The following is a 12894-nucleotide window of genomic DNA, read 5'->3' on the forward strand; positions in this document are numbered from 1 at the left end:
GTTTTCGGTGGTTATAGCGTGGGGGAAACGCCCGGTCCCATCTCGAACCCGGAAGCTAAGACCCACAGCGCTGATGGTACTGCACTCGGGAGGGTGTGGGAGAGTAAGTCACCGCCGAAATTAACGTCAGTTGAGGGGATACACACCCACGGGTGTGTATCCCCTCAACGCATTTAACACCGCCCGTTGAGGGCGGCGTATGTCAGGGTTGGTTGGGGAATCTCCGTGAAGAGATTCCCCAACCAGCCCTTTCTGTTTTTAACTGGTATGACTGAAGCTGGGGATAGCAGTCCCGTGGCAACGCGGATGCCGCCCATGGCTTCCGCTGTTTAAGAGTTGACGCCCATTTGTCCGTTGCCCATGCAGTAGAGGGGGCGGATACTGGGACGCATCGCCCAGCTGACCGTCATCCTCTCGGTGAGCCACGGGCTCCAAGGAGGATCCCATGCAAAAGATCGTGCCCAACCTTTGGTTCCAGGGCAACGCGGCCGAGGGCGTCGAGTTCTACGAACACGCTCTCCCGAACACACGCGTTGGAGATACGTCCCATTACCCGACGGAAGGGCTCCTCGACTTCCAGAAGGACTTTGCCGGCGAACTTCTGACGGCTGTCCTCGAGATCGACGGTTACCAAGTCCTCCTGATCAATGCGGGGGAAGAGTTCAAGCCGAACTCCGCGATTTCATTCCTGCTCAACTTTGACCCGTCACGCGACGACAACGTCAAGGCGACTTTGAAAGGCGTGTGGGATTGGCTGTCCTAGGGTGGCACCGTACTGATGCCGCTCGATGAGTACCCCTTCAGCAAGTACTACGGATGGGTGCAGGACCGCTACGGGGTGAGCTGGCAGCTCATGTTGACGAATCCCGACGGGGAGCCTCGTCCGTTCCTGACGCCGTCGCTGATGTTCGGTGGCCAGGCACAGAACCGCGCCCACGAGGCGGCGAATTACTACATCGCGACCTTCAATGACTCGGCCCTCGGTCACTTGGTTCCCTACGGGGACCAAACCGGCCCGGCGACCGCCGGCAGTGTCATGTACTCGGACTTCACGCTGGAGGGCCAATGGTTCTCGGCAATGGATTCCGGGGTGGAACAGGACTTCAGCTTCACTCCCGGTGTATCTCTGATGGTCAATTGCAAGGACCAGGAAGAGATTGACCGATTGTGGGAGGCGCTTTCGGTAGTGCCCGGAGCTGAACAATGCGGCTGGTGCATGGATCAGTTCGGAGTGAGCTGGCAGATCGCGCCGGCTGACATGGACGAGCTGATGAAACAGCCGGGGGCTTTCGAGCGAATGCTGGAGATGAAGAAGCTCGACATCGCTGGCCTGCGGGGTTCGTAGCCGCTCCCCTCTAGCGTCACCCCCGCAGCATGCTTGAGGCCCGCCCACCCGATGATGTTCAGGTGGGCGGGCCTCATGTTGTCCGGGACGCTTAGATGCTGGCCCCGGTCAACTGCCCTTGCGGGTCACGTTCCGAGTTCGCGAACGCGCCACGGTACTTGGCCGCGGGATGCGTATCAGGCAACCGGTCGTGGCCAAAAAGTTTCTTCCGCAGTGTGCCCGGGGCGTACTCGGACTGAGCCAGGCCTCGATCACGCAGCACCGGCATCACGTGATCCGAGAAGTCCTGGAACGAGTCAGGGATGACCCAGTTCATGACGTTGATGCCATCCACCCCGATGTCCTGCCAGCGTTCGAGCTCATCCGCGATCTGCTCCGGCGTGCCCACCACGCGGTTGGCCTTAGCTCGGTTCCACGCCAGATCCGCAACCAGAGGCTCGCTATCCGTGATTTCTTTCTTCGCGAGTTCCAGGAATCCACGCACGGTATTGGTCTCCACCTCGGAGAGGGGAGTTTCCGGCGGATATACACGGCCGTCCCGGTCCACGACGGCAGCGTGAGCGGCGTAGCCCTCGAGCGAGACGTTCTCGTCGATGATCTTCTCTTTTGCCCGAGCCTCTTCCTCGGTGGAACCAATGACAAAGCTCATGCCTTGGAAGAAGGCGATGTCGTGAGCATCCCTTCCGTGACGGACAGCCCGTTCGCGGGTGCCCTTGATGAGGCCCTCGGCGGTGCGGATGGACGGGGCGATGATGAAGGTGGCTTCCGCATTTCGAGCGGCGAAGTCGCGACCGGACGCTGACGAACCGGCCTGGTACAACACCGGTGTCCGCTGGGGCGAGGGCGCGGATAGCAATGGCCCTTCGACCTGGTACCGCTGACCTTCGTGGTAGATCTTGTGCACCTTGGAGTAGTCCGAGTACCGGAAGCCCTCGCGATCCTTGAGAATCGCATCATCATCCCAGGATCCCTCCAACAGTTTGTAGAGAACATCCACGTACTCGTCCGCCCACGCGTACCGTTCCGCGTGATCGGTGAGTTGCGGCAGTCCAAAGTTGCGGGCGCCATTGTCCTGCGTGCCGGTCACGATGTTCCACGCGATACGCCCGTTGGACATGTGATCGAGGGTGGCCATTTGACGAGCGAATTGGAACGGATGCGATTGAAAAACATTGGACGTCGTGGCCAGGCCGATGTGTTCGGTCACCACTGCTAGTGCTCCCAGCAGCACGGTGGGATCGTTGGACGGGATCTGCAGGCCCTGTTTCACGTACTCCTCGTAGGAGGAATCAGCGTCACCGTAATGGCCGACCACGTCCGCGAAGAACATGGCGTCGAACTTGGCATCCTCCAGAAGTCGGGCCACATTGATCCAAGTGTTCACGTCGGTGAACTCGGTTTGTTGTGCTTCGGGGCGCTGCCATTGGCCGTGGTGGATGTGGCTGTTGGTGTTCATGACAAAGGCGTTGAAACGCAGGGGTTTACGGGTCATGGGGAAGTTCCTCTCGAACGCGGTCAGCGGGTTGGATCGGCAGGGGCGGACAGCCGGTTGGTGGTCTAAGCGGTGCTGCCCACTCGGTAATGACGCCCCGGGCCGGTTCCGTTCACGAACCAGTCACCGATGTAGCGGGCGCGATAAATCAACGGATTATGGTTGGCCAGGACGCGTGCGTTGCGCCAGTGCCGGTCGAGTCTTTTGGCCTCGCTCGTCGCAGAAGCTCCGCCTACTTCGAACAGGTGGGTGGCGGCATCGAGCACGTTCTTGGCGATCACCTGCTGGGCCGAGTACACGGCGACGTAAAGTTCATCGGATTCCGCTTCGGTGATTTCTTGCCCGGCTTGGTCCTTCGCGAGTAAACCGCCCAATAGCGGAACCACGGCATCGAACGCCGCCTGGGCCGCAAAGACTGAACTCGCGACCTCTCCCACGGTCTGCAGAACCTGGGGGTCCTCGCGCGGAAGTTCCGCGCCGCCGTGGCTGAAGGAACGACGCCGCCCGCGCACGTACTCGGCCACGTCCCGTTGGATCGCCCTGCCGATTCCCGTCAACGTGGCCAAATGAAGATACTGCCAGGACGCCTGCCCGGTGGCCAGTCGACCACCGTTGTCCAAGCCTGGCCCCACTTCAGCGGGGTCGACCAGAACGTTGTCGAACGTGGTGGTACCCGAGGCCGTGAGTTTCTGGCCGAAGCCGTCCCAATCATCGACCATCGTGACGCCGTCGGCGTCAGAGGGGACCGCGAGCCCCAGGTCATTACCGTCCTCATCCACAGCTGCCACGAGAACCCAGTCCGCATACAGTGATCCGGTGGAGTAGAACTTGGTGCCGTTGAGCCGCAGTTCCCCGCTAGGCAGGGAGGTGAGCACCGTGGTTGAAGCACCAACCGCGTTGTTGATTTCCGTGACGGCGTTGCCCACCACGGCGCCGGAACCGATGCGGTTCAACCACAGTGACCGGTACTCGGGATCCGGATGGCTCAGCACACCTTCGATAAAGATCGTGTGTGCCCGCAGCGCTTGAGCCAGGTTGGAATCGGCTTCACCCAACCCCACGATGAACGGGGCAGTTTCTGCAAAGCTCAGCCCGAGTCCCCCGAATTCTTCGGGCACGCGCAATCGGGTGTACCCGGCATTCCTCAGAGCCTCCACCGAATGGTGGTCGATGAGGCGGTTGGCTTCGCGCTGGGCGGCCCCATCGGCAATCTGCGTGAAGACGGGCGCCAACTGGGAGCGTACGTCGGCCAGGCGAGAGGTCTCGTCAAGGGTCACGGTCATTTGGTTTCCCCTTCCGAGGACGTGGAGGCGGTATCGGAATTGCGCACGCGCGCGGACAGCGGCGGCACGGTGCCGTTGATGCGAAAATCGCCAATGGACTTGAGCCGGTAGCTACCCGGGGTGTGGCTAGCCAGCACGCGAGCGTTACGCCAGTGCCGGTCCAATTGCTTGTCGGTCAGCAATGACGACGCTCCGCCCGTTTCGAACAGCAGGTTGGCCGCCTCGAGAGAGAGCTCCGCAGCTGCGACGGAAGCTTCGGAAGCCGATACGGAAGCAGCCGCATAGGCATCCAGGAACGCGGGGTCCTCCAGCGAATCCACGTCACGGGTGGCCCGCAAGGCCTCCTCCAATTCGCGGGCCGCGCCCAAGACAACGTGTCGCGCGGCAGAGGCCTTGGCGGAGATGGACCCCACGACGTTTTGAACCAACGGATCCTCAGATGGCAGTTCACCCGAGCCGTGAACGTAGGTGCGTCGTCGCCCGGCAACGTATGCGGCGGCGTCGTTCAGCGCCCCGCGAGCGATACCGGCGTGTGTCGCGGCCAGGATCAACCACAGGAACGGGAAACCGAGGGGCCCGGTCGGAACGGCAAGTGTCATGGCGCGTTCCGCATCCACGGCAGCGTCGTGAAATTTGGTGGTGCCGGAGGCCGTGAGCTTCTGTCCGATACCGTTCCAGTCATCAATCAATTCCACGCCGGGATCGCGGGTATTCACCACCACGTATGTATCGTTCTCGGAGCCCGGCTGCTTGCCGAGCACCAGGATGTAATCCGCAAACAACGAACCGGTGGAGTAGAACTTGTCACCGGAAACAACCGCGCCACGAGACACATTGCCGTCGCGAGGTGTGATCACCACCGGACGCGCTCCCGTGGCAGGCGGCAGCTCGACCAGGGCGTTCGCGAACACCTTGCCCGCGGCCACCTCGGACAACCACCAGTCCGAAACCTCACCCTGAGACTGGTGCTGATGGACTTCAGTGAACATGTAGTGCCCGTGCAGGGCCTGCGGCAGGTTGGAGTCTGCAGCGGCCAGATCGATCAACAGATCCAGGAGCTGATCAAGGCTCGCTCCGAATCCACCCAGTTCGCGGGGCAGCCGTACCTTGGTGAACCCCGACTCTCTCAGCAGCTCGACGGCGCCATGGCCCAGTTCACGGTTCCGCTCACGTTCCAGCGCGTCCTGCGCAATCTGTTCGAAGACCGGGGCGAAATGCGACCGGAGCTCCTGAATGGTGGGTGGAACTGAAAAACGGTCTTCGTCGGTGTCAGCGGTGTCAGGGGCCGTGCCCGTGCGTGCTGTGGAATCTTTTCCGGCAGCCGCATCGGAGCGGACATTCGCGGTGATAGTCATGACTGCCTCTCCCGCGCAGCCGCAGCCAACGCCTGATCCAGGTCCGCCAAATGATCCTGCAGGTCCTCGATGCCCACGGACAGGCGCACCAGGTCCTTGGGAACTTCGTGCGGGGTACCCACACGGGAACCGTGGGTCATGTTGTGGGGTACGCAGGTCAGTGACTCCACGCCACCCAGGCTCACGGACAGGTTGTACAGCCGGGTGGACTTCACGAACGTGTGGGCCGCGGCCTCGCCACCGCGGGGCCGGAACGAGATGATCCCGCCGTAGCCACCGTTCAGGGTCAGCGTGGCCAGGTCGTGGCCGGGGTGTTCCTCGAGACCGGGGTAGAAAACTTCCACCACGTCCTCGCGTGAACGCAGCCAGCGCGCGATCTCCAGGGCGTTGGAGCAGTGCCGCTCCATGCGCAACGGCAGGGTCTTCAACCCGCGCGCGGCCAGGAAGGAGTCGAACGGGCCTGCCACCGCGCCACCAGCGAACTGTTGGAACCCGATCAGTTCGCTCAACGGCTGACCGTTCCACTCGGTGTTGCCCACCACTACGGCACCACCCAGCACGTCCGAGTGTCCGCCGATGTACTTGGTGGTCGAATGCACCACAGCGTGGGCACCCAGGGTCAGCGGGTTCTGCAGGGCGGGGGAGGCAAAGGTGTTGTCGACCACCAGAAGTGCGCCGGCGGCGTCGGCGACCTGGGACCATGCAGCGATGTCCGCAAGACGTAACAACGGGTTGGATGGCGTTTCCAACCAGAGCACCTTGGTCTCGCCGGCGCGAACGGTTGCGGAGGCGTCGTCGGCGGAAGCGGACGGAACGAAACTGTGCGTCACGCCCCACTTGGACAGCACCTGATCGACCAGGCGGAACGTGCCGCCGTAGACGTCCGCGGCCAACACGATGTGATCGCCGGGTTTGAGGACGGCGCGCAGCAGCGCGTCCTCGGCGGCCATTCCGGACGCGAACGCAAAGGCGCGGGTGCCGCACTCCACAGCCGCGAGTTGCTCCTCGAAACCGCTGCGCGTGGGGTTGGAACCGCGGCTGTATTCGTAACCGCCGGTGCGGAACTCGTTGACGCCGTCCTGCACGAACGTGGACGTCTGGTAAATGGGCGGGACCACGGCGCCGGTGGTCGCGTCGGGTTCCTGACCGGCGTGAATGGCGCGCGTGGCCAGGCCGGGGAGGGAGAAATCAGTGACGGTCATGGAAAGAATCCTTCGACGGGTAGTTGGGATCGCGGTGGACCCACTCGGCGGTGGCCCGAGCGGCGTTGGACAATCGTTCCCACGCGGCCGGCGGCTCGGTGGCATCGGCAATCACGGACAGCGCCTGGAACAGGTCCGCGGTGATGTCCGCGACGTCTTCGAGCCCCACGGTGAACCGCAAGGTCTGCTCGGTGATGCCGCTGGCCTCGAACTGCTCGGGCGTCAGGCGGCAGTGCGTCATGCTGGCCGGGTGGGCCACCAGGGTGCGCACGTCACCGATGTTGGCGGCGAGCTTGATGAGACGCAGCGAGTTCACGACTTGCTCGACCTGCTCGGGGGTGCCGTTCAGGTCCACGGAGAACACCCCGCCGGTACCGCGATACCCGCCCTGGGCGTACAGCTCTTCCTGCCGCGCGCCACCGAAATGCGGGTGGTGGACGCGAGCCACGGCCGGGTGCCGGTTCAGGGTCGCCGCCAACGACGCCGCCGTGGCCGACTGCCTCTCCACGCGCACTCCCAGCGTGGAGATTCCCTGCAGGATCTCGTGCGCGGTAATGGCGGTCATGCACGGGCCCAGGTCGTTGAGGTACTTGCAGCGGGCCACACCCAACAACGCGCGCTTGGCGCCGTAGATCTCCACGGGGGAGCGATCGCCCCAGCGGGGATGCGGGGTGGTGAGCCACGGCCACCGCTCCGGATCTTCGCTCGGGTCGAAGTTGCCGGTGTCCACCAACAGACCGCCCAGTGGGCCGCCGTGACCGGACAGGTACTTGGTGGCCGAGTGAATCACCAGGTCAGCCCCGTGCTCACCGGGGGTGAACAAGTGCGGCGTGGCCACGGTGTTGTCCACGATCACCACGGCACCGTTGCGGTGGGCGATGTCCGCGATGGCGTCCAACTCCGGAAGGTCCGCGAGCGGGTTGGCAATCGACTCCAGGAAGAACACCCGGGTCTCCGGCGTGACCGCGGCTTCCCATTGCTCCGGGTACCGCGGATCGGCGAAGGTCACGGTCAATCCCGTCTCGGCCAGGGTGTCCGTGAGTAGATCCACGGTGCCGCCGTACAAGTGCGACGACGCCACCACGTGCCCGTTGACCGGCCCGGTCAGCGCGAGCAACGCCAGGGTCACCGCGGCCTGACCGGACGAGGTGGCCACGGCGCACTCGGCCCGTTCCAGCTTGGTCACCGCGCTCTCCAGCGCCGTGACGTTCGGGTTGCCGGTGCGAGCGTAGGTGTAGCCGGCAGCGCGTTGCGCGAAGACCGCGCGAGCATCTGCCAGGGTATTGAACGCGTACGCCGCACTGTGATGGATGGGCGCCACAATGGGGCTACCCAGGGGTGCGGGTTTGGTCTGCTCGGTCACAGGAGGCTCCCTTCGGATGCGCGAGCGAGGGTCTCGGCGGGGGTGGGTTGGGCGGCGGTGGGTGCGGACGCGGCGTCGTCGTGGGTGGAATCATTGGCCAGCTCGGCACGCACGGTGACGGCGGCGGCCACGAGGCGATCGAGGGCGGCCTCGGTCTCGGGCCAGCCGCGGGTCTTCAAGCCGCAGTCGGGATTGACCCACACGCGGTCTGCCCCGATTTCCTGGGCGGCGTGGCGCACGCGCTGGGCGACCTCGTCGAAGGTGGGCACGCGCGGGGAGTGGATGTCCCACACGCCGGGGCCCACGTCACGCGGGAAGTCGCCGGCGGCCAGACCGTCCACGATGCCCGAACCCGAACGCGAGGCCTCCAGCGTGGTGACGTCAGCGTCCAGGCCGTCGATCGCGTCCAGCACGGTCTCGAACTCGGAGTAGCACAGGTGGGTGTGGATCTGGGTTGCGGTCTGCGCACCACCGGTGGCCAGGCGGAACGCACCGACGGACCAGTCCAGGTAGTCCGGCCGGTCGGCCAACTTGAGCGGCAGCAGCTCGCGTAGCGCGGGCTCGTCCACCTGGATGACGGCGGTTCCGGCGGCCTCGAGGTCCGTGATCTCATCGCGCAACGCCAGGGCGACCTGATCGGCGACCTCGCGAGCCGGGGCGTCGTCGCGGACGAAGGACCACGCCAGAATCGTGACGGGACCGGTCAGCATGCCCTTGACCGGGCGGTCCGTCAGCGATGCCGCGTAACCGGTCCAGTCCACCGTGATGGGGGCCGGGCGGGAGACGTCGCCGAACAGGATGGACGGACGCGTGCAGCGCGAACCGTAGGACTGCACCCACCCGTGCTGGGTGGTCACGAAGCCGTCCAGACCCTCGGCGAAGTACTGCACCATGTCATTGCGCTCGGGCTCGCCGTGCACCAGCACGTCAAGGCCGAGCTCTTCCTGCTTGCGCACGGTCTGGGCAATTTCGGCCCGGATCTTCTCGGTGTACTGCGCCTGGTCGATGCGGCCGGCGCGGAAATCGGCGCGCGTGGTGCGGATGCCCGGGGTCTGCGGGAACGAGCCGATGGTCGTGGTGGGCAGGGGCGGGAGGTTCAGTCGCTGAGCCTGCGCGGTGCGGCGCTCGTCCGCGGAGGCGCGCTCGCGGTCCTGCTGCTGCACAGCCGCGGTGCGGTCGCGCACTTCCTTGCGGTTGGTGGCCGGGTGAGCGGCGCGGCGGGAACGAATCTGCGCGTCCTTGCCGAGCTCGGCGGCCACGGTGGACCAGCCTTCGGTCAACCCGCGGGACAGCGTCACGACCTCGGCGACCTTCTGATCGGCGAATGCCACCCATTCCTTGACGTCCGGGTCGAGGGCGGTTTCTCGCTCCACATCGTGCGGGACGTGCAGCAACGGGGTCGCGGTGCCCACGGTCACGGGGCCGCGCGCGGCATCCTTGAGCCGGCCCAGGGTTTCCGAAGCCTTCTCCAGATCGGTGCGCCACACGGTACGACCGCCGACGACGCCGCCCACGAGCGGGCGCTCGCCCCACGCCTCGAGCGCGGCCGCCCCGGGTTCAGCACCGCGGTCCAGATCGATGGCCAGGGCCTCGATGTCGGTGGTGGCCAGAGCCCGCTGAGCGTCTTCACCCGCATCCCCGTAGCCCACGGCGACCAGAAGGTCGGGGCGGTCGGACGGGTAGCTGAGGCGGGTATAAGCCTTGGTCAGGGCCTCGATGATGGTGTCGCGAGGGACGCCCCAGCCTTCTGCCGCCAGGGCGTGCTCATCCAGCTCGACCCACGGAATGCCCGCATCCTTGAGCGCGGTGAGCAACTGGATGTAGAGATCCACCACGTCATTGAGACGATCGAACGGCTGGGTGCCCGGAGCGTCCGTGGTTTCCGGGCGGGCCAGCAGCAATAGGGTCACGGGGCCAACCAGCACCGGGCGGGTGATCGCCCCGGTGGTGTCACGGGCGGTCACGAAGCGTTCGATCAGGCTCTCCGGGTGCGCGGACAGCGGGGTGTCCGGACCGATCTCGGGAACGTAGTAGTGGTAGTTGGTGTCGAACCATTTGGTCATCTCCAGCGGCTCCAGGCGATCCGTTCCACGGGACAGCGCGGTGATCAGCTCGATGCCCTGCGGGGTGTCCGGGGCTGCGGGGCGGAAACCGTCCGCGCGGAACCGGGCCGGAACCGCGCCCAGGGCCAGGACGGTGTCCAGGGTCTGGTCCACGGCGAACGTGTCTGCAGGGATAGCGGCGTCGTCGGTGAGACCGAGGTCGCTGAGGTGGCGGACGGTCCGCTCGCGCAACTGGGCGAGCGTGTCCAGAACGGACTGCGCGGGGTTCTCCGCGGGCTTGGACCAGTAGGCCTCCAGGGCCTTCTTGAGTTCACGGTTGGGGCCGATCCGGGGGTAGCCCAGGATGGTCGCGGCGGGGAACGAAGTCTTGGAAATAGCAGTCATTTGGGGTGCTCCTGAGGGTAAAAGGGTGTGTTTTGGGAAGCCCCGGTCACTGTGACCGTTGCCAGAAGGTTCTGTCGGAAGGGAAATGCGGGTGCTGCCGTGACCGTGGTGCGGCCACTGACGGGCGGCGGTCAGGCCGCCGACGAGCTCCCACGGAACTCGCGGGCGGCATCGCGCACCCGGAGATGATCAAGGATGGCCAGCGGGGCGTCCGGCCGGTTGAACGTGAACAAGTGCAGACCCGGGCAACCGAAGTCCAGCAGCTCATCGATCAAGGTGAGCGTTGCCGCAATGCCCCTGCGGCGCAGTTCACCGGGGTGATCGGTGTCCAAGAATTTGGTGATCCGCTCGGGGATCGGAACGCCGGTCAGCTCGGTCATTCGGCCCAGGCGCTTGATATCAGTCAGTGGCACCAGACCGGCGATGATCGGAATGTGGATACCCTCCGAACGCGCACGTTCCAGGAACCGCACGTAGTCCTGGGCGTCGTAGAGCACCTGGGTGATCGCGTAGTCGGCGCCGGCTTGCTGCTTGTCCCACAGGGCGGCGAGGTCCGCTTCGAAATCGCGGCCCTTCGCGGCCACGGGATAGCAGGCCACCGAAACCGAGACGGGGCGCTTTCCGGGGCGCTCGCAGGCGCCGAACTTCCGCTCCTCGACCTCGCGGATCAACTCGACCAGTTGGGAAGCGCGGTCGAAACCACCCGGGTGGGTGACCCACTCGCCACCACCCACGGGCGGATCGCCGCGCAGTGCGAGAAGGTCGCGAACGCCGTCGTCAAGCAAATCTTCGACGGCGCGCTCCAGACCCGCGCGATCGGTGCCACCGCAGGTCAGGTGGGCTACGGCGGGGGTCTTGGTCTGTTTGAGCAGGTGCCGCAGCGTTTCGCGGGACACCCCGTTCGTGCCGGAGTGACCGTGGGTGACCGAGAAGAAATCCGGGCCGGCCGCGGCCATGGTGTCGATGTTGCGCCACACGGCCTCGGGATCGCGAGTGGGGTGCGGCGGGAACACCTCGAACGAGATCAAGGATTCGCGGCGCGGCCTGCGCACCAACCACGACGTTCCCGTGGGCGGCCCCGTGGTGACGGTCTGCTCCGAGATCTGGGGAGTGGACAGGGCGGGCATAAAAATACCTCCGGCGGTTCAGGACGCCGGAGGTTTCTCCGTGCGCCGTACTTGCTCGCCGTGCGGTTGCGCGGCGGCCGGATCCTCATCTGGGGCACCCCGCTACGTGCTGGAGGGTTGCCGCCCGGTTAGCCAGAGCTTCACACCGGGACTCATGATCCTTGTTGCGAGAGACACTAGCACACGGTTTTGGCGGCGCAAGTCACACGCGTGAAGTGGATCGGTTCAGTCGGGCCGTTCCTTGGGGCCGTTCTTTAGAGCCGCCCCGGCGCGTTCAAGACTCGTCTGCCAAACGTCTTGCCGCAGGTCAGGGGTATAACTCAAGGGGGAGCTGGCGCGGGGCTTCCGGCCCGCCACGTAGTGGCCCATGAGCAGTTCCGCGTCTGGGGAGGTAGCCAGCCACGCGAGGTTTTCGGCAGAGGTCTTGACCAGATTGGCGCCGGGAATCCGAGCGATCAAGGGTGCCAGTGTCGAGTAAATCTTCTGCACGACGCGGGGGTAGTTGCGAGCCAGGCCGGTGTCCGGCATGAGGCCGGGGTCGAAACTTGCGGCCCTCACGCCACGATTCCGCCACGTTTGGTCGATCTCGTAGGCCATGGCGATGCACGCGAGTTTGGAGGTCGAGTAGCGCACTAGACCGTTGTCCCTGGCGTTGGGGTCGGGATCCGGAGGGCTCAAGAGTTCGTCCATACTCGACCAGCGTGCACCGGGAAATCCGAAGGCACGAAGTCCGCCGCGGTGAGTTTGGCTACCCAGCGTGATGACCCTGGAACCGGGCGCCATGCGTTTCAAGAGCGGCTCAAGCAGTATCACGTGGCCCATCACGTTGGTGGCCATAGTCAGCTCGAACCGGTCCGCGGAACGTCGCATCCGGTCGAAGGTTTGGACCCCGGCGTTGCAGATAATGGCTTGGGGAATGATGTCGTCCGCGAGGAGATCCTTGCTGAAGGACTTCACGCTGGACAGGTCGGCAAGGTCTAGATGTCGGACGTCTACGGAGGTGCCGTTGGCTGACAGCGCGTCCGCTTGTTCGCGTGCCCCGGCCACGTCTCGGACAGCCAGAATCAGGGGAAACCCCTGCTTCGCCAGTGTCCGGGCGGTCTCGCGACCCAGTCCCGATGTGGCGCCCGTGATCACCACGGGGGCGGTGTCGGTGGCACGTTGCTCGGCGGGGACAGGGGGCTGGTCGGGGGCCATGCTTCGAGTATCCCCGGTCCGGTGGTTGTCGGAGGTTCCGTGACAGATGTTTCTTGAAAAAGCGTCTGCGGCGGCGCGAGAAC

General features: G+C 65.0%; 10 protein-coding genes, 1 rRNA gene and 1 riboswitch. Of the genes, 3 read left to right on the forward strand and 8 right to left on the reverse strand.

What is annotated here, in order from left to right; translation table 11 throughout:
- Window positions 1-3: 3 nt before the first annotated feature.
- The 3 genes from rrf to CKW39_RS15825 all read left to right on the forward strand — a co-directional run bounded on the left by rrf (window position 4) and on the right by CKW39_RS15825 (window position 1345).
- Window positions 4-120 (forward strand): 5S ribosomal RNA (gene rrf / locus CKW39_RS13070).
- Window positions 121-445: 325 nt separating this feature from the next.
- Entirely contained in the window at window positions 446-763 is a 318-nt protein-coding gene (locus tag CKW39_RS15820) for a VOC family protein (RefSeq protein WP_254049421.1), read from the forward strand.
- Window positions 764-778: 15 nt separating this feature from the next.
- A complete protein-coding gene (locus CKW39_RS15825) occupies window positions 779-1345 on the forward strand; it encodes a VOC family protein (protein ID WP_254049422.1) in 567 nt (188 codons plus the stop codon).
- 91 nt (window positions 1346-1436) lie between these two features.
- On the opposite strand, the gene CKW39_RS13080 is transcribed toward CKW39_RS15825, so the two are convergent.
- The 8 genes from CKW39_RS13080 to CKW39_RS13115 all read right to left on the reverse strand — a co-directional run bounded on the left by CKW39_RS13080 (window position 1437) and on the right by CKW39_RS13115 (window position 12811).
- Window positions 1437-2837, reverse strand: a complete 1401-nt coding sequence (locus tag CKW39_RS13080; RefSeq protein ID WP_095798569.1) for an NtaA/DmoA family FMN-dependent monooxygenase — start codon at window positions 2835-2837, stop codon at window positions 1437-1439.
- A 65-nt stretch (window positions 2838-2902) separates the two neighbouring features.
- On the reverse strand, window positions 2903-4120 hold the full coding sequence (locus CKW39_RS13085) for an acyl-CoA dehydrogenase family protein (protein ID WP_095798570.1): 1218 nt from the start codon (window positions 4118-4120) through the stop codon (window positions 2903-2905).
- On the reverse strand, window positions 4117-5475 hold the full coding sequence (locus tag CKW39_RS13090) for an acyl-CoA dehydrogenase family protein (protein WP_095798571.1): 1359 nt from the start codon (window positions 5473-5475) through the stop codon (window positions 4117-4119). The genes CKW39_RS13085 and CKW39_RS13090 overlap by 4 nt, the downstream gene beginning before the upstream one ends.
- The gene (locus CKW39_RS13095; RefSeq protein WP_095798572.1) at window positions 5472-6677 is read right to left on the reverse strand and encodes a cystathionine gamma-synthase; all 1206 of its coding nucleotides are present in this window, start codon (window positions 6675-6677) and stop codon (window positions 5472-5474) included. Before CKW39_RS13095 ends, CKW39_RS13090 begins: the two co-directional genes overlap by 4 nt.
- A complete protein-coding gene (locus CKW39_RS13100; protein WP_158222953.1) occupies window positions 6664-8040 on the reverse strand; it encodes an aminotransferase class I/II-fold pyridoxal phosphate-dependent enzyme in 1377 nt (458 codons plus the stop codon). Before CKW39_RS13100 ends, CKW39_RS13095 begins: the two co-directional genes overlap by 14 nt.
- A complete protein-coding gene (metE, locus tag CKW39_RS13105) occupies window positions 8037-10487 on the reverse strand; it encodes a 5-methyltetrahydropteroyltriglutamate--homocysteine S-methyltransferase (protein ID WP_095798574.1) in 2451 nt (816 codons plus the stop codon). Before metE ends, CKW39_RS13100 begins: the two co-directional genes overlap by 4 nt.
- Before the next feature lie 131 nt (window positions 10488-10618).
- Window positions 10619-11614, reverse strand: a complete 996-nt coding sequence (locus CKW39_RS13110) for a methylenetetrahydrofolate reductase (RefSeq protein WP_095798575.1) — start codon at window positions 11612-11614, stop codon at window positions 10619-10621.
- 42 nt (window positions 11615-11656) lie between these two features.
- Window positions 11657-11774, reverse strand: a riboswitch (SAM riboswitch).
- A 65-nt stretch (window positions 11775-11839) separates the two neighbouring features.
- Window positions 11840-12811 (reverse strand): SDR family NAD(P)-dependent oxidoreductase, encoded by a 972-nt coding sequence (locus CKW39_RS13115; RefSeq protein WP_095798576.1) that lies wholly within the window; start codon window positions 12809-12811, stop codon window positions 11840-11842.
- Between the last annotated feature and the right edge of the window lie 83 nt (window positions 12812-12894).

Source organism: Kocuria sp. WRN011 (assembly GCF_002295155.1).
In the GTDB taxonomy this organism is placed as follows: domain Bacteria; phylum Actinomycetota; class Actinomycetes; order Actinomycetales; family Micrococcaceae; genus Kocuria; species Kocuria carniphila.

Excerpts from the sequence above, each read along its gene's own strand:
- CKW39_RS15820 (WP_254049421.1), top strand. The coding sequence starts at position 446 with ATGCAAAAGATCGTGCCCAACCTTTGGTTCCAGGGCAACGCGGCCGAG.
- CKW39_RS15825 (WP_254049422.1), top strand. The coding sequence starts at position 779 with ATGCCGCTCGATGAGTACCCCTTCAGCAAGTACTACGGATGGGTGCAG.
- CKW39_RS13080 (WP_095798569.1), bottom strand. The coding sequence starts at position 2,837 with ATGACCCGTAAACCCCTGCGTTTCAACGCCTTTGTCATGAACACCAAC.
- CKW39_RS13085 (WP_095798570.1), bottom strand. The coding sequence starts at position 4,120 with ATGACCGTGACCCTTGACGAGACCTCTCGCCTGGCCGACGTACGCTCC.
- CKW39_RS13090 (WP_095798571.1), bottom strand. The coding sequence starts at position 5,475 with ATGACTATCACCGCGAATGTCCGCTCCGATGCGGCTGCCGGAAAAGAT.
- CKW39_RS13095 (WP_095798572.1), bottom strand. The coding sequence starts at position 6,677 with ATGACCGTCACTGATTTCTCCCTCCCCGGCCTGGCCACGCGCGCCATT.
- metE (WP_095798574.1), bottom strand. The coding sequence starts at position 10,487 with ATGACTGCTATTTCCAAGACTTCGTTCCCCGCCGCGACCATCCTGGGC.
- CKW39_RS13110 (WP_095798575.1), bottom strand. The coding sequence starts at position 11,614 with ATGCCCGCCCTGTCCACTCCCCAGATCTCGGAGCAGACCGTCACCACG.
- CKW39_RS13115 (WP_095798576.1), bottom strand. The coding sequence starts at position 12,811 with ATGGCCCCCGACCAGCCCCCTGTCCCCGCCGAGCAACGTGCCACCGAC.